18 protein-coding genes are annotated in these 22,333 nt (G+C 37.5%); all 18 read left to right on the top strand.

Going from position 1 to position 22,333, the window contains the following annotated elements:
- Nucleotides 1-11 precede the first annotated feature (11 nt).
- Entirely contained in the window at nucleotides 12-788 is a 777-nt protein-coding gene (locus tag RGB74_RS10390) for a DUF3388 domain-containing protein (RefSeq protein ID WP_310759246.1), read from the top strand.
- Between the two features lie 18 nt (nucleotides 789-806).
- The gene (locus RGB74_RS10385; protein ID WP_310759245.1) at nucleotides 807-1,661 is read left to right on the top strand and encodes a helix-turn-helix domain-containing protein; all 855 of its coding nucleotides are present in this window, start codon (nucleotides 807-809) and stop codon (nucleotides 1,659-1,661) included.
- A 42-nt stretch (nucleotides 1,662-1,703) separates the two neighbouring features.
- Nucleotides 1,704-2,282, top strand: a complete 579-nt coding sequence (gene pgsA, locus RGB74_RS10380) for a CDP-diacylglycerol--glycerol-3-phosphate 3-phosphatidyltransferase (protein WP_310759244.1) — start codon at nucleotides 1,704-1,706, stop codon at nucleotides 2,280-2,282.
- 157 nt (nucleotides 2,283-2,439) lie between these two features.
- Entirely contained in the window at nucleotides 2,440-3,681 is a 1,242-nt protein-coding gene (locus tag RGB74_RS10375) for a competence/damage-inducible protein A (protein ID WP_310759243.1), read from the top strand.
- 130 nt (nucleotides 3,682-3,811) lie between these two features.
- Complete coding sequence (gene recA, locus RGB74_RS10370; protein ID WP_310759242.1) at nucleotides 3,812-4,852, top strand: recombinase RecA; 1,041 nt, start codon at nucleotides 3,812-3,814, stop codon at nucleotides 4,850-4,852.
- A 291-nt stretch (nucleotides 4,853-5,143) separates the two neighbouring features.
- Nucleotides 5,144-6,709, top strand: coding sequence for a ribonuclease Y (gene rny / locus RGB74_RS10365; RefSeq protein WP_310759241.1), 1,566 nt, complete (start codon nucleotides 5,144-5,146; stop codon nucleotides 6,707-6,709).
- 471 nt (nucleotides 6,710-7,180) lie between these two features.
- On the top strand, nucleotides 7,181-7,306 hold the full coding sequence (locus RGB74_RS10360; RefSeq protein WP_310759240.1) for a hypothetical protein: 126 nt from the start codon (nucleotides 7,181-7,183) through the stop codon (nucleotides 7,304-7,306).
- On the top strand, nucleotides 7,294-7,554 hold the full coding sequence (spoVS, locus tag RGB74_RS10355; RefSeq protein WP_010193268.1) for a stage V sporulation protein SpoVS: 261 nt from the start codon (nucleotides 7,294-7,296) through the stop codon (nucleotides 7,552-7,554). Before RGB74_RS10360 ends, spoVS begins: the two co-directional genes overlap by 13 nt.
- 410 nt (nucleotides 7,555-7,964) lie before the next feature.
- Nucleotides 7,965-9,707 carry a 2-oxoacid:acceptor oxidoreductase subunit alpha gene (locus tag RGB74_RS10350; protein WP_310759239.1) on the top strand — a complete coding sequence of 581 codons (1,743 nt, stop codon included), beginning with the start codon at nucleotides 7,965-7,967 and terminating at the stop codon, nucleotides 9,705-9,707.
- A 1-nt stretch (nucleotide 9,708) separates the two neighbouring features.
- The gene (locus tag RGB74_RS10345) at nucleotides 9,709-10,575 is read left to right on the top strand and encodes a 2-oxoacid:ferredoxin oxidoreductase subunit beta (protein WP_310759238.1); all 867 of its coding nucleotides are present in this window, start codon (nucleotides 9,709-9,711) and stop codon (nucleotides 10,573-10,575) included.
- 181 nt (nucleotides 10,576-10,756) lie between these two features.
- Nucleotides 10,757-11,797 carry an L-threonine 3-dehydrogenase gene (gene tdh, locus RGB74_RS10340; RefSeq protein WP_310759237.1) on the top strand — a complete coding sequence of 347 codons (1,041 nt, stop codon included), beginning with the start codon at nucleotides 10,757-10,759 and terminating at the stop codon, nucleotides 11,795-11,797.
- 17 nt (nucleotides 11,798-11,814) lie between these two features.
- Nucleotides 11,815-12,990, top strand: coding sequence for a glycine C-acetyltransferase (locus tag RGB74_RS10335; protein WP_310759236.1), 1,176 nt, complete (start codon nucleotides 11,815-11,817; stop codon nucleotides 12,988-12,990).
- Between the two features lie 334 nt (nucleotides 12,991-13,324).
- Nucleotides 13,325-14,857, top strand: coding sequence for a tRNA (N6-isopentenyl adenosine(37)-C2)-methylthiotransferase MiaB (miaB, locus tag RGB74_RS10330; protein WP_396135959.1), 1,533 nt, complete (start codon nucleotides 13,325-13,327; stop codon nucleotides 14,855-14,857).
- On the top strand, nucleotides 14,857-15,303 hold the full coding sequence (locus RGB74_RS10325) for a YlbF/YmcA family competence regulator (protein WP_310759234.1): 447 nt from the start codon (nucleotides 14,857-14,859) through the stop codon (nucleotides 15,301-15,303). Before miaB ends, RGB74_RS10325 begins: the two co-directional genes overlap by 1 nt.
- A gap of 532 nt (nucleotides 15,304-15,835) precedes the next feature.
- Nucleotides 15,836-16,408, top strand: coding sequence for an outer spore coat protein CotE (locus tag RGB74_RS10320; RefSeq protein ID WP_310759233.1), 573 nt, complete (start codon nucleotides 15,836-15,838; stop codon nucleotides 16,406-16,408).
- Nucleotides 16,409-16,866: 458 nt separating this feature from the next.
- A complete protein-coding gene (gene mutS / locus RGB74_RS10315; RefSeq protein ID WP_310759232.1) occupies nucleotides 16,867-19,461 on the top strand; it encodes a DNA mismatch repair protein MutS in 2,595 nt (864 codons plus the stop codon).
- A 14-nt stretch (nucleotides 19,462-19,475) separates the two neighbouring features.
- Nucleotides 19,476-21,347 (top strand): DNA mismatch repair endonuclease MutL, encoded by a 1,872-nt coding sequence (gene mutL / locus RGB74_RS10310; protein ID WP_310759231.1) that lies wholly within the window; start codon nucleotides 19,476-19,478, stop codon nucleotides 21,345-21,347.
- A 9-nt stretch (nucleotides 21,348-21,356) separates the two neighbouring features.
- Nucleotides 21,357-22,307, top strand: a complete 951-nt coding sequence (gene miaA, locus RGB74_RS10305; RefSeq protein WP_310759230.1) for a tRNA (adenosine(37)-N6)-dimethylallyltransferase MiaA — start codon at nucleotides 21,357-21,359, stop codon at nucleotides 22,305-22,307.
- Nucleotides 22,308-22,333: the final 26 nt, after the last annotated feature.

Here is a 22,333-nt window from a genome sequence, read left to right as displayed (position 1 = left end):
GGAGATGAGCAATGGGAGAGCAGGAATGGTATTTAGAGTATGAAATACATAAAAACCGCCCGGGCCTCCTTGGGGATATATCATCCTTGCTAGGCATGCTCGGTATTAACATTGTTACGATTAACGGGGTAGATAACGAACGGCGAGGCATGCTGTTAATTATTGATAACGATGAAAAGATAACAAGATTAAAGTCAATATTGGATTCGATGGATAATATTACGGTCACAAAATTCCGCAAGCCGAAACTTCGAGATCGTTTAGCAGTTAGACATGGAAGGTATATTGAACGAGATGCTGATGACAAAAAAACATTTCGTTTTATTCGTGATGAGCTTGGTATATTGGTTGATTTTCTTGCCGAATTATATAAAGTAGAAGGACATAAATTAATCGGAGTCAGGGGTATGCCTCGCGTCGGGAAAACTGAGAGTATCGTAGCTTCGAGTGTTTGTGCAAATAAGAGATGGGTCTTCATTTCTTCAACTTTATTAAGGCAAACCGTCAGAAGTATGCTTGCAGATGATGAATATGATTCTGATCATGTATTTATTATTGATGGGGCGGTGTCTGCACGAAATATGAGTGAAAAACATTGGCAGTTAATTCGTGAAATAATGCGATTGCCTGCTGCCAAGGTTGTTGAACATCCAGATCTCTTTGTGCAGCAGACGGAATATACGTTAGATGATTTTGATTATATTATTGAGCTTAGAAGTCATCGTGACGAAGAAATTACATATGAAGCTCTAAAACAAGATTCAACAGGATTCGGAAATTTAGAATGACGTAAGTGGGTGGGAAGGTTGACAGAACTCGGAAATTTATTAAAAGAAAAACGTGAAGAAAAAGGATTGTCATTAGAAGAACTTCAAACAGCAACAAAGATTCAAAAACGTTATTTAGCTGCCATTGAAGATGGGAATTATGATGTACTTCCTGGGGCTTTCTATGCGAGAGCATTTATAAAGAATTATTGTGAAGCTGTCGGGCTGCATTATGAAACCATTTTTGACCAATATAAACATGAGATACCACAAGCAGCGAAAGAACCATCAACAGAATTCGAACCCCGCTCTAAAAGGCAAAACCCGCCGCTATCAGACGGAAATACTATAGTTAAGCGTATCGTTCCTTTTGCAATTATCGCTCTAGTTATCATTGCTCTCTTATTCCTTGTTTTGAAATGGCTTCCAGATGGAAAAGATGAAGCCAAAAGCGCAGATAGCAATGTGAAGTCGGTTGACTTAGAGGCGGATAAAGATAAGCCGAAGAAAGAAGAAAAAGCGAACGAAGAAGAGAAGAAGAACGATGAGCCTGAAGAGAAAGTAGAAACTCCAAAGCAGACTTTGACAAAACTGCAGACAAGCGGCATAGTAACAACATATGAATTAAAGGATACCGACAAATTGATCATAGATCTTTCAGCGTCAGGACCAAGTTATATCGGCATCAAAGATGAAAATGGAAAGAGTCTGCTTGAGAAACAATTAAGTAAAGGCGAAAAACAGACAGTAGATTTATCTTCTGCAAAAGAAGTGACATTTAACATTGGTGCTGCTCATGTCACAGCTATTAAAATAAACGGTGAAGATTTTGCGTACCCAGTATCGCCGGCTCAACGGGTTCACCAGAAGATCGTTATCAAAAAAATGCAATAATTATGCATGAAAGATTTTTACCGCAATTTGGAGGAAAACGTATTGAATTTACCTAACAAAATTACCATTTCACGTATTTTGCTTATACCCATCTTTATGATTATTTTATTAGGCGGGTTTAATTGGGGCACCTGGTCTCTTGCTGGTGAAGAATTGCCAGTCACTCATTTTATCGCTGCCCTTATTTTTATTTTTGCATCCAGTACAGATTGGGTAGATGGATATTACGCGAGAAAATATAACCTAGTAACGAATTTGGGGAAATTTTTGGATCCTTTAGCAGATAAACTTCTTGTTTCAGCCGCTCTTATCGGTTTGGTCGAACTTGGTAGTGCGCCCGCATGGATGGTGATTGTTATTTTAAGCCGTGAATTTGCTGTAACAGGTATTCGCGCCGTTGCTGCTGCTGAAGGTGATGTAATTGCAGCTGGTCAAATGGGAAAACTAAAAATGTGGATTCAGATTATCGCGATATCTGCATTGCTGCTTCATAATCTGCCTTTTGCATGGATCGGGTTACCCTTTGCAACAATCAGTTTATGGCTCGCTACTTTAATCACGCTGTACTCCGGCTGGGAGTATTTCGTAAACAGCAAGCATATTTTATTAAAATCTAAGTAAATGGAAGTAAATGAGAAAAACAGGAGCTTATTAACTCCTGTTTTTTTATTCGTCTTAGAATAAATCAACCAAAACAAGAAGGAAACAAATCATTATTTCTATTCTTGCAATTTGAACTATAATATAATGGCGGTACAATTTAAGGAGAGTGGCAAATATGAACGCAGAGATCATAGCTGTAGGAAGTGAATTGCTTTTAGGGCAAATTGTTAATTCGAATGCTCAATTTATCTCGAAAAACCTAGCAGATATCGGTGTGAATGTATTTTACCATTCTGTAGCAGGAGATAATGCCAAGAGGCTTGCATCTGTCATTCAAATTGCCAAAACACGATCAAACCTTTTGATTTTCACGGGAGGACTTGGACCTACTAAAGATGACTTGACGAAAGAAACGATTGCTGATGTTTTTCAAAAAGAGCTTGTGCATGACGAACGATCACTGCAGTACATAAAAAATTATTTTGTACAGACTAATCGAAAGATGACGCCTAATAATGAGAAGCAAGCGTTGATTATTAAAGATTCTGTAGTATTCCCAAATGAAAATGGAATGGCCCCTGGGATGGCATTTTCTGATGAAGGAATGACTTGTATCTTGTTGCCTGGCCCTCCGAGCGAAATGAAACCGATGTTTCAAAAATTCGTGATTCCATTTTTGGAGTCTCAATCCGAAACGAAAACAAAACTTTATTCCCGTGTATTAAAGTTTTTTGGAATCGGGGAATCTGCATTGGAAACAGAGCTTCAAGATTTAATCGAAAAACAAAGTAACCCAACCATCGCACCATTAGCTTCAGAGCATGAAGTAACAATTCGATTAACGGCTGTTCATTCTGTTCAACTTGAAGCAGAAAAACTGCTGGACGAGACGGAGGAAAAAATATTAAGCAAAACATCCTCCTATTTTTATGGGTATGATCTTGATACATTAGAGGGTTGTGTGATAGATTCATTGCTTAAGAAAAATGCCACTATTGCGTCAGCCGAGAGTTTAACAGGCGGACTTTTTAGCAAAGTTATTACGGATATCCCTGGTGCATCTGCTATTTTTAAGGGAGGCGCAGTTGTTTATTCGAATGAATTAAAACAAACCCTTCTTGGTGTGCCTGAGAAACTTTTGAAGCAGCATGGTGCTGTGAGTAAGGAATGCGCTGAATGGATGGCTGAAAAAATTAGAAACATGACAAATGCAGACTATGGAATAAGTTTTACAGGAGTAGCAGGTCCTGAGAAACAAGAAGAGAAAAATGCAGGAACTGTATTTATAGCGATTTCTAATGCCGGAGAAACAATATCTTTCTCTTTACAGCTTGCAGGCTCAAGAAAAGCTATTCGGGAGAGAACGGTAAAATACGGATTTTTCTATATGAATCAAATGGTCAAAAAAGGTCAATGAATTTATCGAATAAATGTTCGTAAAATGATTGGCAAATGCGCTAAAAAGAGATATGATAGAAAAGTAGTAAACAAACAAAGAAATAATGACTTAAAAATAAATGTGTGAACAATTTAGAGGAGTGAATGTAATGAGCGACAGAAAAGCGGCTTTAGATATGGCGCTTCGTCAAATTGAAAAGCAATTTGGTAAAGGTTCCATTATGAAACTTGGAGAACAAACAGAACAGCGAATTTCTACAGTTTCCAGCGGTTCTATCACCTTAGACATTGCATTAGGTATCGGCGGTTATCCGAGAGGAAGAATTATTGAGGTTTATGGACCAGAATCTTCAGGTAAAACAACTGTTGCGCTTCATGCGATTGCTGAAGTACAGCGAAATGGCGGACAAGCAGCATTTATTGATGCTGAACATGCATTAGATCCTGATTATGCACAAAAGCTCGGTGTAAATATTGATGAGTTATTGTTATCTCAGCCCGATACAGGAGAACAAGCTTTAGAAATTGCAGAAGCATTGGTTCGAAGCGGAGCTGTTGATATTTTAGTCATTGACTCTGTTGCGGCGCTTGTTCCAAAAGCTGAAATTGAAGGTGAGATGGGTGACTCTCACGTTGGTTTGCAGGCTCGACTTATGTCTCAAGCATTGCGTAAGCTTTCTGGAGCGATTAATAAATCGAAAACAATTGCGATCTTTATTAACCAGATTCGTGAAAAAGTCGGAGTTATGTTCGGAAACCCAGAAACTACACCAGGGGGAAGAGCATTAAAGTTCTACTCATCTGTTCGTTTGGAAGTTCGACGTGCTGAACAGCTTAAACAAGGTCAAGACGTTGTTGGTAACAAAACAAAGATTAAAGTTGTTAAAAACAAAGTAGCTCCACCATTTAGAACAGCTGAAGTTGATATCATGTATGGAGAAGGAATTTCCTATCAAGGTGAAATTCTGGATATCGGATCAGATATTGATATCGTTCAAAAAAGTGGTGCTTGGTACTCATATGAAGGTGAGCGTTTAGGGCAAGGCCGTGAAAACTCTAAACAATTTTTAAAAGAAAATCCAGAAATTGCTTCTGCCATTGTTACTGAAATTCGTAACTATTATCAATTAGAGGGCAAAGGGGAAATTGAAGCTCCTGCTCCTACAGAAGAGTTTGAACTAACGGAATAAAACGCAAAGACCGGTCGATTAAGATCGGTCTTTTTATTTGTTTTACAGAAAAAAATGCTAATTTATGTCACATAATGCTCCTTGCTATTTTTATTTCAAGCAATTATTATAGAAGATTGACTCTCTTGACAAGCATTTGGGACACCTATAAAATGGAGATATATTTTGATTTCTTATGAAATTAAAAGATATGTATAGTATTTGTACGACATGAATGGTGCACAGCACATGTAACACGAATGACGCCAAGAAATGCAGTATGAAAAGCAGAAAGCAAGAGGAGGTGGAAATATGCCGAGTCTTTTAGTATTCATCTCCAGTTTGCTTATCTCATTAGGTGTCGGTGCAATTGTCGGATATCTTGTTAGGAAATCCATTGCTGAAGCGAAGATTTCAAGCGCAGAGCGAGCAGCTGCGCAAATTGTTGAAGATGCAAAGCGCGACGCTGACGCAAACAAGAAGGAAGCGCTGTTAGAAGCAAAAGATGAAATCCATAAGATGCGAACCGAAGCAGAGCGCGAAATTCGCGAACGTCGAAGCGAGCTACAAAAACAAGAACATCGATTGGTTCAAAAAGAAGAGATTCTTGACAGAAAAAGTGAAACTCTAGACAAGAAAGAAGAAACGTTAGAGAGGCGCGAAGAATCTCTCACCAAAAAACAACGACAAATTGAAGAGATTGAAAGCAAAGTGGAGGAATTGCTGGAGGAACAGCAACGAGAGCTTGAGCGCATTTCCAATATTACCAGAGATGAAGCACGCCAAATTATCATGACTGAAGCAGAAAGTGAAATGACACATGAATTGGCAATGATGGTAAGAGAAATGGAAAACCGTGCAAAAGAAGAAGCGGACAAGAAAGGGAAAGAAATTCTTTCACTGGCTATCCAACGCTGCGCAGCCGATCACGTAGCAGAAACAACGGTTTCTGTTGTAAATCTTCCGAATGATGAAATGAAAGGAAGAATTATTGGACGTGAAGGTCGAAACATCAGAACACTTGAAACACTAACCGGTATTGACTTGATTATTGATGATACTCCGGAAGCAGTCATTTTGTCTGGTTTTGATCCAATTCGTCGAGAGATTGCGCGAATGGCATTGGATAAGCTTGTACAGGATGGAAGAATTCATCCTGCGCGAATTGAAGAAATGGTTGAAAAATCACGAAGAGAAGTGGATGAGTACATTCGTGAAGTTGGAGAGCAAACTACTTTCGAAGTTGGAGTTCATGGACTTCACCCTGATCTTATCAAAATCCTTGGCCGCTTGAAGTATCGTACTAGCTACGGTCAAAATGTTTTGAAACACTCCATCGAAGTTGCTTATTTAGCTGGTCTAATGGCAGCGGAAATCGGAGAAGATGTACATCTTGCTAGACGTGCTGGACTTCTTCATGATATCGGAAAGGCAATTGATCATGAAGTTGAAGGAAGTCACGTAGACATTGGTGTTGAATTAGCAACGAAATACAAAGAACATCCAGTAGTTATTAACAGTATAGCGTCACATCATGGTGATACAGAACCAACTTCAATTATTGCAACCCTTGTAGCAGCAGCAGATGCTTTATCAGCTGCTAGGCCAGGTGCAAGACGTGAAACTTTAGAAACGTATATCAGAAGACTTGAAAAGCTAGAAGAGATTTCCGAATCTTTCGAAGGAGTAGAAAAATCTTTTGCTATTCAAGCTGGTCGTGAAATACGAATTATGGTAAAACCTGATTTGATTGATGATGTAGCTTCATACAGGCTAGCTCGTGATATTACGAAGAAAATCGAAAACGAACTGGATTATCCAGGTCATATTAAAGTAACGGTCATTCGTGAGACAAGGGCAGTTGAGTACGCAAAATAAAAGTGGTGGATTCCCGCCACTTTTTTTATTTTGATTTTGGTATGTAACTATTACTGATGAGTGTATTTCAAGATTCTTCGGCGGATGAATAGCCGAGTTTTCTCGCTCGTTTAAAGCCCTATTTTCTGAGAATTACCTAAAACAATAGAGTCTAACAGAACATACTTTTGAAAATATATTCTAAACAAGAACGATTCTTCTAAAAATGAGGAATCGTTTTTTTTTACAAATTATACTTGGAAAAGCTGCACATTGTTGAAATATAGTTATTTGGGTGAAAAATACCATATGTGACGAACAAAAGGCGAATCTTACCTTCTCTTTTTTATTAAAGCATGACTTTTGATCACTGAAAATTACAAATAATACTAATAAATTTATCAGATAAGTTATCTGCCCTTAGTTAAGATAGGTTTGAATGAAAACGGTTAAGGGAACAGATAACCGGGGTTTATTAGGAAGACTGCCTGCATGGGGACAATTATTAATAAAGAGATAGAATGTAATTTTGCCGCCGCAGGAATACAAGCCATAATCAATGAATATAGTAGAACAGGTATCTATCCTGAAGGAGGTTCAAAACAATGGAAATATTAAAAGTTTCAGCAAAATCCAACCCTAATTCTGTAGCTGGTGCACTTGCTGGCGTTCTCCGGGAAAGAGGAGGCGCTGAAATTCAAGCAATCGGAGCGGGTGCATTGAATCAAGCTGTAAAGGCAGTAGCGATTGCTAGAGGATTTGTTGCACCGAGCGGAGTTGACCTCATTTGTATACCAGCTTTTACAGATATCTTAATTGACGGGGAAGAAAGAACGGCAATCAAACTAATAGTTGAACCACGATAACGTGGATAACCTGCTTACCTTTTTTAAAAAGAGCAAGCAGGTTTTTTTGTGATTAAATATAAGAGATAGGTGAGAAAAATTTTGGAAAGTTCTAGGGAATTGAATGGCAGAATTCGAAATTTGAGTTTTTTTTAAAGTAAGTACTTTAGTTGAAGGAATATAAACGGCAGCTCTAGAAATGAATGTTATGATTGATAATTTTTATCCGTTTTACATGTATTTACTTTTTTTGAAATTGTTTGAATAATTTACCCTGAATACTTGCATTTTTATTAAGTTAAGTCTAGAATTGTAGACGTTTAGTACATAATTATATTAACGCATCAAACGTTGGATACAGCATGATGCAATACATGCATAAATGATTTGATTTTAACAATAACGTTTGGGTAACTGAAAGGGTGGAGTACATGATTGATCAACTTTCTTGGAAAGTTGGCGGACAGCAAGGGGAAGGTATTGATAGCACAGGTGAAATTTTTGCGATTGCAATGAATCGACAAGGTTATTATCTTTATAGCTATCGTCATTTTTCTTCGAGAATTAAGGGCGGTCATACCAACAATAAAATTCGTGTAAGCACAAGTGAAACCCGTTCTATCTCTGATGATTTAGATATTTTAATTGCTTTTGATCAGGAAACGATTGACGTAAATGTTCATGAGTTGCGTTCAGGCGGAGTTGTAATTGGTGATTCGAAATTCAATCCTACCGTACCAGAAGATTCTAATGTCAGATTATATGCGGTGCCATTCACCGAGATTGCAACTGAATTAGGCACATCACTTATGAAAAACATGGTCGCGATCGGTGCAACTAGCGCTGTATTAGGATTGCCTGTTGAAAGTTATAAAGAAGTAGTAGAAGAGATTTTTTCTCGTAAAGGGGAAAAAGTTGTTGAAAAGAACATGGAAGCGATCCAAAGAGGTGCTGATCGTTTCAATGAACTTGCCGGCGGTCAAATTGATGGATTCCAGCTTAATAAAGCTGATGGAAAGAAAAGAATGTTCATGATAGGGAATGACGCAATCGCTCTTGGTTTTGTAGCCGGTGGTGTTCGTTTCATGTCAGCTTACCCGATCACACCTGCTTCAGAAATTATGGAGTATTTGATCAAAAAGCTCCCTGAATTCGGCGGTACAGTTATACAAACAGAAGATGAAATCGCAGCGTGTACGATGGCGATCGGTGCTAACTATGCAGGTGTAAGAACAATCACTTCATCTGCTGGGCCAGGATTATCGTTAATGATGGAAGCTATCGGTCTCTCAGGTATGACTGAAGTGCCATTAGTTGTTGTTGATACCCAGCGTGGTGGACCTTCAACAGGATTGCCGACAAAGCAAGAACAATCGGATCTGATGGCCATGATTTATGGAACACATGGAGAAATTCCAAAAGTAGTCATGGCTCCAAGTACGGTAGAAGAAGCTTTTTATGATGCGGTAGAAGCACTAAATATTTCAGAAGAATTCCAATGTCCTGTTATTCTATTAACAGATCTTCAGCTTTCATTAGGAAAGCAGTCTGTTGAACCGCTGGACTTTAGTAAAGTAGAAATTCGCCGTGGAAAACTTGACCCGTCTCAAGAATTGCCTGATTCCGACGATAAAGACGGATACTTCAAACGTTATGAAGTTACTGAGGATGGCGTATCACCAAGAGTTATTCCTGGAATGAAAAATGGTATTCACCATGTAACTGGTGTAGAACATGATGAGACAGGAAAACCATCAGAGGTGGCAGCTAACCGCCAAAAACAGATGGATAAGCGTCTTCGCAAGCTTGATAGTCTTAAATTTAATGTACCTGTAGTAAAACAAACACCTCATGAAGAAGCTGATATTTTATTAGTAGGTTTCAACTCTACAAGAGGAGTTATAGAAGAAGCAATGCCTCGTTTAGAAGCTGAAGGATTTAAAGTGAACCATGCGCATATTCGTCTTGTTCACCCATTCCCAGCTGATGAAATGAAAATGCTGGTAGAGAGTGCTAAGACCGTTATCGTTGTGGAACATAATGCTACTGGTCAACTGGCTAATATTCTTAAGATGAATGTAGGTCAGCATGAAAAGATTAGAAACTTGTTAAAATATGATGGGAATCCATTCCTTCCATCTGAAGTTGTCATGAAATGCAAGGAGCTGGTTTAATATGGCTACATTTAAAGAATTTCGTAATAGTATCAAGCCCAACTGGTGCCCGGGATGCGGAGACTTTTCAGTACAAGCTGCCATTCAAAGAGCAGCAGCAAATGTTGGACTAGAGCCTGATAATCTAGCTGTAGTATCTGGTATTGGCTGTTCTGGTCGTATATCAGGTTATATAAAATCATATGGATTCCATGGTATTCATGGGCGATCCCTTCCTATTGCACAAGGCGTTAAGATGGCAAATAGAGATCTTACAGTTATAGCATCTGGCGGTGACGGTGATGGATTTGCTATTGGTATGGGCCACACTGTTCATGCAATCAGAAGAAATATCGATATTACATATATCGTAATGGATAACCAAATCTATGGATTGACAAAAGGTCAAACATCTCCTCGATCAGATGTTGGATTTAAAACAAAGAGTACACCTGAAGGTTCCGTTGAATCAGCTATCGGAGTCATGGAATTGGCTTTAACAGCTGGCGCTACTTTTGTTGCACAAAGCTTCTCAACTGATTTAAAAGAACTGACTTCCATTATTGAAGCAGGTATTAACCATAAAGGTTTCTCTCTCATCAACGTATTCTCGCCTTGTGTTACTTATAACAAAGTAAACACATACGATTGGTTTAAAGAACATCTCGTAAGTCTCAGCACGATTGAAAATTATGATTCTTCCAATCGCATGATGGCTATGCAGACATTGATGGAAAACAAAGGTCTAGTAAAGGGAATTATTTATCAAGATAAAGTAAAACCTTCATATCAAGATCTTGCTCATGGATACAGTAAAGAAGCTCTTTCAAAGGTTGATTTAAATCTACCAGAAGAAAAGTTCAATCAGTTGATGACAGAATTTATGTAACAAGATGCCTTACTTCTTTTAATAGGAGTAAGGCTTTTTTTCTCGCAAAAAAAAATTTCGGATATTTTTTTTGGTATCTGCTAATGTCCGCCTCAGATGAACACCGCCCTTTACCTCACAAAATTTTAAATGTACAATATGGGTGGAAATGATTTTTTGATTTTTGTGAGGAGTGTTTATATTGCAAGGGAAAATGAAAGCGATTATCAAGCACCATGCGGGTTATGGTGCCAAGTTAGAAACAGTGGACATTCCAGAAATTAAAGAAAATGAAGTTTTGGTTAAGGTAAAAGCAACTTCAATCTGTGGAACAGATGTCCATATATACACTTGGGACGAGTGGTCTCAAAGCCGTGTTAAACCGCCTTATGTATTTGGTCATGAGTTTTCAGGTGTTGTAGAAAAGATTGGAAGCGCTGTTACAAATGTGAAACTTGGAGATCATGTTTCAGCTGAAACACATATTGTATGTCATTCTTGTCCACAATGTTTAAAAGGACAGTACCATATTTGCAAAAACACAAAAATAATCGGTGTCGATACCAATGGCTGCTTTGCGGAGTATGTGGCTATGCCTGCGGAAAATATTTGGAAGAACGATCCTGACATGCCTTTTGAACACGGCTCTATTCAAGAGCCGATGGGCAACGCTGTTCACACTGTTTTAGCAGGTGATGTAACAGGGAAAACGGTTGCTGTTATTGGTTGTGGTCCAATTGGTGTCATGGCTGTAAATGTTGCCAAAGCTGCAGGCGCAAGCCAAGTGATCGCTATTGATCTAAATGAATATCGTCTGGACCTAGCTAAAAAAGTCGGAGCTTCAACAGTAATCAATCCTAAAAACGAGGATCCTGTAGAAAAAGTGCTGGAATTAACAGACGGAAATGGTGTAGATGTTGTTTGTGAAATGAGCGGACACCCGGTTGCGATCAATCAAGGATTTAAGATGATCACAAACGGAGGAAGAGTATCCATTCTGAGCCTTCCCGTAAAGCCTGTTGAAATTGACTTGACGAATGACGTTGTTTTCAAAGGAGTAACAGTTCAAGGGATAACAGGAAGAAAAATGTATGAAACGTGGGAGCAAGTTTCAGGACTTCTTAAATCCGGCAGCATGCAGCCAGAGGCAATTATTACGCATACACTTCCTATGGAACAATTTGAAGAAGGTTTTGACCTAATGATTAAAGGTAATTGTGGAAAAGTAGTTCTTATTCCTTAGAAAGGGGTTTGATAGTGATGAAAGGTTTCGAATACTTACAAGAAGAATTGGATCATATGAAAGAAGAGGGTACGTTCAGAAAGCTTGTACCACTTGAATCAGAACAAGGATCAAAAGTAGTGATTAATGGCGAAGAGGTTATTCAGCTATCATCAAATAACTACCTAGGCTTAACTAGCCATCCGAAAATGAAAAAAGCAGCACTTGAAGCTGTTGAAGAATTTGGGGTTGGAACTGGTTCAGTTCGTACGATTGCAGGGACTCTTTCTATGCATGAGGAGTTTGAAAAAAAACTTGCTGAATTCAAACATACTGAAGCATGTCTTGTATTCCAATCCGGTTTTTCAACAAACCAGGGTATACTTTTTGCGATTCTTACAGATCAAGATGTGGTCATTTCAGATGAATTGAACCATGCATCCATTATTGATGGAATCCGATTAACAAAAGCAAAAAGAAGAATTTATAAACATGTTGATCTAGAAGATTTAGAAGCAGCTTTAAAAGAAACACAAGAATTTAGAAAAAGAATTGTTGTAACAGACGGTGTGTTCTCGATGGATGGCAACATCGCACCGCTCCCGGGTATCGTTGAACTTGCAGAAAAGTATGATGCTCTTGTGATGGTAGATGATGCCCATGCAAGTGGTGTACTTGGAACGAACGGACGGGGAACAATCGATCACTTTAACTTGAACGGACGTGTCCACATTCAAGTTGGTACATTGAGTAAAGCAATTGGTGTACTTGGCGGATACATCGCTAGTACTCAAACTTTGAGAGATTATCTCATTCATAAAGGACGTCCATTCTTATTCAGTACATCACATCCACCTGCAGTTATTGCAGCTAGTTCAGCAGCAATTGATGTACTTGAAGAAGAACCAGAACATATGGAACGTCTATGGGAAAATACAAAGTTCTTCAAAGCGGGCTTAAAGCAATTAGGATTCAACACCGGCGTGAGTGAAACTCCAATTACTCCAGTGTTAGTTGGGGATGATGCACTAGCTCATAAATTATCAGATACACTGCTAAAGTATGGTGTATTTGCTCAAGGTATCGCTTTTCCAACTGTTGCTAAAGGCAAGGCACGTGTTCGTACAATTGTTACAGCACAGCATACGAGAGAAGAATTGCAAACTGCACTGGACGCTTTTGAGAAAGCTGGAAAAGAATTAGAAATTATATAAAAAAAGGAGGGATGTTTCCCTTCTTTTTTATTTTTATTTAAGGCTCTATTCTAAAAGGCTGTTGCATTTGGCTGTTATTGTTCATTCACACCAGTGAAAAGTTGATTAGAGCGAGCAGACTGAAGCGGAAATCAACCACTTCCAAGAGCAGCAAAGATAACGAATACAACTTTATTTATAATAAACAAACAGACTATTTACCATATTAATATTATGTCAACTAAAAGTAATTCTCGTTTTAATAAAACCAAATATTTGATATAATGTTACAGTTAGTGATAAAGATAAAATGATGGGTTGATAGATGCAGCAAATCAGAGTTTGGCAGTAAGGAGTGAAAGATGTCTTGGAACCAACTAAAGACAAGCAAAATTCATTAAAACAAGATACAAAACGAGATTACTCACAATATTTTCAAAGCACGTACGCACCTCCGTCTTTAAAAGATGCTAAAAAAAGAGGAAAAGAACAAACCCAGATATTAAAGGACTTTACAATTCCTGAAAATCTAAAAAATATCGGTATCGGAAAAAAATTCTATATTCGCACATACGGCTGTCAAATGAACGAACATGATACAGAAGTTATGGCTGGTATTTTAAATGAGATGGGTTATGAAGTTACCGATTCTACCGAAGATGCAGATGTAATCCTTCTAAATACTTGTGCAATTCGTGAAAATGCAGAAAATAAAGTATTTGGCGAGCTGGGGCATCTAAAGCACACGAAAGCAAATAACCCTAATCTCTTGTTGGGAGTATGCGGTTGTATGTCCCAAGAAGAATCAGTAGTTAACCGAATTTTGTCAACATACCCGCAAGTTGACATGATTTTTGGTACACACAACATTCATCGTTTACCTCAAATTATTGAAAACGCGTTATTTTCTAAAGAAATGGTAGTTGAAGTATGGTCCAAAGAAGGCGACATCGTTGAAAACCTTCCGAGAAAACGTAAGGGAAATGTTAAGGGCTGGGTTAACATTATGTATGGATGCGATAAATTCTGTACGTATTGCATTGTACCTTATACGCGAGGCAAAGAGAGAAGCAGAGATCCACGGGATATTATTGAAGAGGTTCGTCAGCTGGCAAGGGAAGGGTATAAAGAAGTTACTTTGCTTGGTCAGAATGTAAATGCATATGGGAAGGATCTTGAAGGAATTGATTACGGATTAGGTGATCTCATGGATGAAATCCGTAAGATCGATATTCCTCGTCTTCGCTTTACGACAAGCCATCCTCGCGATTTTGATGATAGACTGATTGAAGTTCTGGCTAAAGGCGGCAACATTGTTGATCATATTCATCTACCTGTTCAGCATGGCAACAGTGATATCTTAAAATTAATGGCTCGTAAATATACACGAGAGCATTATATGGAACTTATTAATAAAATAAAGGCTGCAGTACCTAATGCTGCTTTAACGACAGATATCATAGTAGGTTTCCCAAATGAAACGGATGAGCAATTCGAAGAAACAATTTCGCTTGTTAAAGAAGTAGAATATGATGCAGCTTATACGTTCATTTATTCTCCACGTGAAGGAACACCAGCTGCAAAAATGCAAGATAACGTACCGATGGAAGTAAAAAGAGAACGTCTTCAGCGCTTGAACAGTGTGCTGAATGATATTTCCCTTCGCAAAAACCAAGCATATATCGGGAAGGTTGTTGAAGTGTTGGTTGAAGGTGAAAGCAAAAAGAATCCAGATGTTTTAACAGGTCATACTGGTGCGAATAAAGTAGTAAACTTTAAAGCTCCAAAACACCTAATTGGTGAAATTGTTAAAGTGAAAATTACAGATGCAAAAACATGGAATCTCGGTGGAGATTTGATTGAAGAAAAATCAGAGGTGGTAAGCTAATGACTACGTATACTAAAAGTGAAATTTTAAATAAAGCTCACGAATTGGCAAAAATGATCGCAACTACAGAAGAAGTAGATTTCTTTAAAAAAGCAGAAGCACTTATTAATACAAATTCTGAAGTTGCCAAATTAATGGGACAAATTAAGAACTTGCAAAAGCAAGCTGTAAATCTTCAGCACTATCAAAAACATGAAGCATCAAGAGAAGTAGAAGGAAAAATTGATGCATTAATGGAAGAATTGGACAGTATCCCTGTCGTACAGGAATTCAAACAATCACAAAGTGATGTAAACGATATCCTGCAAATGGTTTCCATTACAATTTCTAATAAAGTTACCGATGAAATTATTGAATCTACTGGCGGTGATCTTCTAAAAGGAACTACAGGATCACAAGAAAACCCATTAGACGGATGTTCAACTGGCAGCTGCGGCTGTTCATAATTAAATGAAAAGCACGGTACCCAAAAAGGTATCGTGTTTTTTATTTTATAGTTGAATAGTTGATGAAGAACGGTGTGTATTAATTGTGTCGAATTTTGTAGGAAGACTTAATTATTTGTAATGAGACTTAATTTTGAATAATTAGACCTAATTATTGTTCAAAGAGACTAAATTGATCTTCAATCAGACTTAATGAGTAAACCGGGAAGTTCGAAATAAGCTGAAAATCAACTCTTATTGCTTTGTTCTTATCATAGCGCCATTGTGTTTTTCGTGTGTGTCACTGAAAGCACTTCAATAAAATAAAAAATTGATCATTTTGTTTATAAAAAATGGCCAATCTAAAGTGAAGATCGGATATTGCTGATCATTATTAATAATTTCACGTACCGTATTAGGTGTATTAAATTTGATACCATTCGTATATAAGCAAATCATTTCTTCAGACTTTCAATGTTTTAATAAATATAGGCACAATAGGCATCCGCCCTGCATAAAATAGAGTGAGATTTGCAGAGGAGGGATTCTTTCTATGTCCAGACGTGTTGAACAAGAATTAACTTACAGAGAAATCATTACTAAAGCTGTTTGCGGTAAAGGACGAAAATTCTCACAGGAAACTCACACAATTGCACCGACTCATCGACCTACAAGCATTTTAGGATGCTGGATCATCAACCATACCTACAAACCAAATCGAAAAGATGATTGTGTTGAAGTTGAGGGCTCATATGATATTAATGTTTGGTATTCTTATAATGACAATACGAGAACAGAAGTAGTAACTGAAACGATTCAATTTAAAGATACAGTTGTTCTTAGTGTCAGAGATAAGCATGCGATGGGTAAACAATTTGAAGTTTATTGCAGAGCCCTGCAGGAACCTAATACACTTGAAGCTACTATTTCACCAAATGGCAATAAAGTAATCGTGCAAGTAGAAAGAGAGTTTGTATGTGAAATAATCGGTGAAACAAAGGTTTGTGTATATGTAAATCCAGATGGTTTTGATGATGAGAACACAAGAGATTGGGAATATGATGTAGATGAAGAAGATTTTAATGACCTTGATCCTAATTTTTTAGTTGGAGATTTAGAGGAATAAGAAAAAACGGGGTATTGTTTCCCGTTTTTTTGTTTGGTTTGGTAATTGATAAGCGTCGAATCTCTTCGTCAGTCTCGTTTCTGTGGTACTCACGTATTTGTAATACGCTGTGTTCCTCAAATCTTTACTTCCTTGACCTTCTTGCTTCTAAATTACCAAACGACTCTAATTGATAAGCGGCGAATCTCTTCTTCAGTCTCGTGCTCTGCGATTACTCGTCGCAACTCGCAGTCTATGTGCAAGTGTTGCTCGTTCCTGTGGTACTCACGTATTTGTAATACGCTGTGTTCCTCGAATCTTTACTTCCTTGACCTTCTTGCTTTTAAATTGCTAAAGATTTAAAAAGTTAAGCACTAATCTCTAGGAATTAACTATGGTTTCTAATTGTTTAGAAGGTAAAGGCTTGTTAAATTATGATATAATGGCAACATTGAAATGTTATGAAAATAGGTGAAAAAATGTCGCAATATACTCCAATGATGCAACAATATTTATCCATTAAGGCAGCTCATCAAGATGCCTTTTTATTTTTTAGATTAGGTGATTTTTATGAAATGTTTTTCGAAGATGCTGTTAAAGCATCACAGATATTAGAAATTACATTAACGAGCAGAGAAGGCGGCCAAAATGGACGTATTCCTATGTGTGGCGTGCCATATCATTCATCTGCAGGATACATAAAAGTACTTGTTGAAAACGGCTATAAAGTGGCGATTTGTGAACAGGTAGAAGATCCAAAACAATCCGTAGGGGTAGTTAAAAGGGAAGTTATTCAAATTATTACTCCGGGAACAGTAATTGATGACCATTTATTGCAGGATCGTGAAAATAATTATCTTGTTTCTATAGAAAAACAAGATCAATCGTATGCTTATATTTTGTGCGATTTATCAACTGGTGAAATGAAAGGTTATTTATATGAAGGAAGTCATTTGCCATTTATTCAGCTTCTCTTAAGTCATGGGGTTAAAGAAATCGTGGGAGATGAAGCATTACATAATGAATGGAATGAATATATCTCACAACATGGCCAAGCATCTATTTCTATAAAAGAAGAAAATGAAATAGATGATAAATTCAATCATTTAGCTGAAAATATTACACAGCCATTATTAATAAATGCTGCAGGTAGATTGTTTCATTATTTAAGCTTTACGCAAAAAAGATCGTTTCATCATTTGAAGGCAATTGAATATCAGCAAAATGAAAAAAGAATGAAATTAGATGCCTTTTCTAAAAGAAATCTAGAATTAACAGAATCAATTCGTGCAAAAGGAAAAAAAGGATCTTTACTTTGGCTGCTAGATGCAACGATGACAGCGATGGGGGCAAGAAAGCTTAAACAATGGGTAGAAGAGCCTCTATTTGTAAAAGAGACAATTGAAAAACGTCTACAATTAGTGGAAAACCTTATCGGCGAATTTTTTATTCGGGAAGAAATGAAAGAACAGCTGAAATCTGTTTATGATATGGAGAGGCTCATTGCAAAAATCTCGTATGGAAATGCGAGCCCAAGAGACTTGGTTCAGCTTAGACGTTCATTACAAAGTGTTCCTGTCATTAGAGAAAAGATGAAGCAGATTGATGGAGATTACGCCAATGCACTTTATGAAAAGATGACAGATCATGGTGAACTTGCTGATTTCCTGCAATCAGCTCTTTGTGAAGAAGCTCCGATTCAAATTAAAGAAGGCGGAATTATAAAGAAGGGCTTTAATGACAAATTAGACGAGTATAAAGACGCGAGCACGAACGGAAAAGAGTGGATCGTTTCTTTAGAGCAGAAAGAAAAAATATCGACGGGGATTAAGTCGTTAAAAATTGGATTTAATAAAATATTTGGCTACTATATTGAAGTAACGAGATCGAATTTGTCTATGGTGCCCGATCGGTATGAACGAAAACAAACATTAGCTAATGCAGAACGCTATGTAACTCCTGAATTAAAAGAAAAAGAAAGTATCATTTTAGAAGCAGAAGAGAAAATATCAGGTCTTGAGTATTCACTGTTTTTAGAAGTAAGAGAGCATGTGAAGCAATATATTCCTGGGCTACAGCAACTTGCTTCAGCTATTTCTGAACTGGATGTTGTTCAATCTTTTGCGTCGATCAGTGAACAATATCATTACGTAAGACCAGTTATTTCTGAAAATGGGAAGGTAACAATCATTGGCGGCCGGCATCCTGTTGTTGAAAAAGTAATGGATGCACAAGAATATGTTCCAAACGATATACATTTAAATAATGACCGCAATATGCTGCTGATTACAGGTCCTAACATGGCAGGTAAAAGTACTTATATGCGCCAGTTGGCACTCACTTCTGTTATGATGCAGATTGGTTGTTTTGTTCCTGCAGAGAGCGCAGAGCTCCCGATGTTCGATCAGATTTTTACACGGATTGGTGCTGCAGATGATCTTGTAGGCGGTCAGAGTACCTTTATGGTAGAAATGCTGGAAACGAACTTTGCTCTTACAAGCGCAACTGAAAATAGCCTAATTTTACTTGATGAAATAGGAAGAGGTACATCTACTTATGACGGTATGGCCCTTGCGCAATCCATCATCGAGTTTATACATGGAAAAATAAATGCAAAGACATTATTTTCGACTCATTATCATGAGTTAACCGTTTTAGAAAATACACTTTCCTCTTTAAAAAATGTATTTGTAAGTGCTATAGAAGAGAATGGAAGACTCGTATTTTTGCATAAAGTAATTGACGGACAAGCAGATAAAAGTTTTGGTATTCAAGTTGCAGAGCTGGCAGAGCTTCCAGAAGAAGTGATATGTAGGGCAAAGACGATATTAAATTCTTATGAGAATCAGCAAAGTAATGGGCCAGATCCTTCCATAAAAGAAGTTTCGGCAGCCGCAGAAGAAGAATTTATAGAAAGTCAGTTAAGTTTATTCTCAGAAAAACAATCGCAAAGAAAACTTAAAGACCCAAAAGAAATCGATGTAATTAAAGAGCTGAAATCCATTAATCTTTTAGAAATGACACCAATGGATGCAATGAATGTGATTTACAAGCTTCAAGGAAAGCTGAAATAAAGGAGGCGTATCAGATGGGCAAAATCGTACAGATGGATGAACATTTATCAAACAAAATCGCTGCTGGTGAAGTAGTCGAGCGCCCGGCCTCTGTTGTTAAAGAATTAGTTGAAAATTCAATTGATGCAAACGCCTCAAGAATTGAAGTGGAAGTGGAAGAAGGTGGTCTTTCACTCATCCGTGTATTAGATAATGGAGATGGAATTGAACCAGAAGATTGTGTGCTCGCTTTTAACCGTCACGCGACGAGTAAAATAAAAAGCGAACAAGATCTCATTCACATCCGAACAATGGGATTTAGAGGAGAAGCGTTGCCGAGTATCTCTTCTGTTTCACAAGTAGAGCTAAAAACATCAACAGGAGATCGGCCGGGAACGTATCTATTTATCGAAAATGGCAGAATTGTAAAACAAGAGCAAACCAGCAGCAGAAAAGGTACTGATGTAAACGTTAGAAATTTATTTTACAATACACCTGCCCGTCTTAAACACTTAAAAACGATTCAAACGGAGCTTGGAGCTATAACCGATCTTATGAATCGCCTAGCGTTGGCTAATCCGCAAGTTGCTTTTCGCTTAAAGCATAACGGAAAAGAGTTGCTACAAACTTCTGGTAATGATAACCTTCAGCAGATTATCGCTTCTGTTTATGGCATTCAAACAGCCAAAAATATGATTCCGGTATCGTTTTCATCACTCGATTATGAAGTTACTGGTTTTATTGCAAAACCAGAGGTGAACAGAGCTTCTAGACAATATATTTCTCTTTTCATGAATGGACGGTATATAAAAAATTATTCACTATCAAAAGCTATTCAAAATGCGTATCATACGTTTTTGCCAATTGGAAGGTTTCCGATTGCTGTATTATCAATCAAAATGGATCCTACGATCATTGATGTGAATGTTCACCCTTCCAAACATGAAGCTAGGTTAAGTAAAGAAACAGAGCTAGTCCAGCTCGTGGAAAATGAACTAAGAAAAACGATTAAAGCGCAGCAATTAATTCCAGACGTTCATATACCAAGAAAAGAACAAAGACCCAAAGATATGGATTATCAATCTGCTTTTTCATTTCAATACAGCCAAACAAATGAAGGATCTAATCCTAACTATCAGCCATCTGAAACTAGTCCAACTGGATTTCAACAAACTAGATTGGCTGAAACAGTGTCTGATGATACAGAAAATAAGCATATTAGAGAAATGGTAGATACTTTGTTGGAAGATAAAACGACTATTCAACAAGTCCAACATTCAGGTAATCAAATGGATGATAATAACAATGTTGATAATGAAAATGAAAAGCTTCCTGTACTATATCCGATCGGACAAATGCATGGTACTTATATACTGGCACAAAATGAAAATGGACTTTACTTAATTGACCAGCATGCTGCTCAGGAGCGGATTAAATATGAATTTTTCAGAAAAAAAGTAGGACGGGTAGAGCGCGAGGTTCAGCTTTTGACTGTACCTTACACATTTGAATATACGAGTCATGAAGCTGCTTTCATAAAGGAAAACCTGGATTTCTTCGCACAAGTCGGATTGTTCTTAGAGCCATTTGGACAAAATACGTTTATTGTAAGAGAACATCCGCAATGGTTCCCGAAAGGCTATGAAAAAGAAACGATGTTAGATATTATTCAGCAAGTATTGGATAACAAAAAAATTAATATTGAAAAACTTAGAGAAGAAGCAGCGATTATGATGTCTTGCAAAGGTTCAATTAAAGCAAATCATCACTTAAGAAATGATGAGATTTTCGCATTATTGCAATCCCTGCGTGCGGCCGAGGATCCCTATACTTGTCCGCATGGAAGACCTGTTACGATTCATCTATCAACTTATGAACTTGAAAAAATGTTTAAAAGAGTCATGTAGGAGTTTATTATGAAAGAAAAATTAGTTGTGATAGTAGGACCAACTGCTGTAGGAAAAACAAAGACGAGCGTTGAACTTGCAAAAGCTATTAACGGTGAGATCATCAGCGGGGATTCTATGCAGATTTATAAGGGGCTGGATATTGGAACTGCTAAGATTTCAGAAGCTGAAAAAGAAGGAATTCCACATTACTTAATAGATATAAAAGAACCGACCGAATCTTTCTCGGTGGCAGAATTTCAAGAGCTTGCAAGAGAACGGATACATGACATCAACAGAAGAGGGAAAATCCCGATTATTGTTGGCGGAACAGGCCTTTATATCCGTGCAGTAACCAATCGCTATGAATTTTCTGAAGCAACGAGGAATGATGAACTTAGAAATCAATTACAGCATAAAGCAGATGAGTTTGGTGCGGACAGTTTGCATGAAGAATTAAAGAACGTAGATCCGATCCGTGCAGCTGAAATTCATCCCAACAATGTTCATCGAGTAATACGTGCTTTAGAAATTTACTTTGAAACTGGAAATATTCCTTCGAATGAACAGAAAAACAAAGGCAATGATCTTGAAACAATGTATGACCTTGCATTAGTTGGTCTGACAATGGACCGTGAAATGTTGTATGAACGGATTAATCATCGTGTTGATCTTATGATAAAGCAAGGCGTAATAGATGAAGCGAAATGGTTATTAACGATGGACATTTCAAACAGTCTTGCAGCAAAAGCGATCGGTTATAAAGAACTATTTCCTTACCTTTTAGGAGATAGTACGCTGGAAGAAGGGGTATCAACGTTAAAAAGAAATTCTCGTAGGTATGCAAAGAGACAGTTTACATGGTTTTATAATCAAATGGATATTGAATGGTTTTCGATGGATAAAGCTCCGTTTGATAAAAAATTTCGAGAAATTCTGCACTTTGTTGAAGGGAAATTAAAAACTTCCGAGAATGTATAGAGGTAATGCCCAAAGAGGAGGATCTG

This window comes from Bacillus sp. NEB1478, from assembly GCF_031582965.1.
In the GTDB taxonomy this organism is placed as follows: Bacteria; Bacillota; Bacilli; order Bacillales; family Fictibacillaceae; genus Fictibacillus.
Note: the sequence above shows the minus strand (reverse complement) of the source record. Positions and strands in the feature narration are given on the sequence as shown.

What these genes read in the sequence shown, in the direction of transcription:
- RGB74_RS10390 (WP_310759246.1), top strand. Translation starts at nt 12, where the DNA reads ATGGGAGAGCAGGAATGGTATTTAGAGTATGAAATACATAAAAACCGC.
- RGB74_RS10375 (WP_310759243.1), top strand. Translation starts at nt 2,440, where the DNA reads ATGAACGCAGAGATCATAGCTGTAGGAAGTGAATTGCTTTTAGGGCAA.
- recA (WP_310759242.1), top strand. Translation starts at nt 3,812, where the DNA reads ATGAGCGACAGAAAAGCGGCTTTAGATATGGCGCTTCGTCAAATTGAA.
- rny (WP_310759241.1), top strand. Translation starts at nt 5,144, where the DNA reads ATGCCGAGTCTTTTAGTATTCATCTCCAGTTTGCTTATCTCATTAGGT.
- RGB74_RS10360 (WP_310759240.1), top strand. Translation starts at nt 7,181, where the DNA reads ATGGGGACAATTATTAATAAAGAGATAGAATGTAATTTTGCCGCCGCA.
- spoVS (WP_010193268.1), top strand. Translation starts at nt 7,294, where the DNA reads ATGGAAATATTAAAAGTTTCAGCAAAATCCAACCCTAATTCTGTAGCT.
- RGB74_RS10350 (WP_310759239.1), top strand. Translation starts at nt 7,965, where the DNA reads ATGATTGATCAACTTTCTTGGAAAGTTGGCGGACAGCAAGGGGAAGGT.
- RGB74_RS10345 (WP_310759238.1), top strand. Translation starts at nt 9,709, where the DNA reads ATGGCTACATTTAAAGAATTTCGTAATAGTATCAAGCCCAACTGGTGC.
- RGB74_RS10335 (WP_310759236.1), top strand. Translation starts at nt 11,815, where the DNA reads ATGAAAGGTTTCGAATACTTACAAGAAGAATTGGATCATATGAAAGAA.
- RGB74_RS10325 (WP_310759234.1), top strand. Translation starts at nt 14,857, where the DNA reads ATGACTACGTATACTAAAAGTGAAATTTTAAATAAAGCTCACGAATTG.
- RGB74_RS10320 (WP_310759233.1), top strand. Translation starts at nt 15,836, where the DNA reads ATGTCCAGACGTGTTGAACAAGAATTAACTTACAGAGAAATCATTACT.
- mutS (WP_310759232.1), top strand. Translation starts at nt 16,867, where the DNA reads ATGTCGCAATATACTCCAATGATGCAACAATATTTATCCATTAAGGCA.
- mutL (WP_310759231.1), top strand. Translation starts at nt 19,476, where the DNA reads ATGGGCAAAATCGTACAGATGGATGAACATTTATCAAACAAAATCGCT.
- miaA (WP_310759230.1), top strand. Translation starts at nt 21,357, where the DNA reads ATGAAAGAAAAATTAGTTGTGATAGTAGGACCAACTGCTGTAGGAAAA.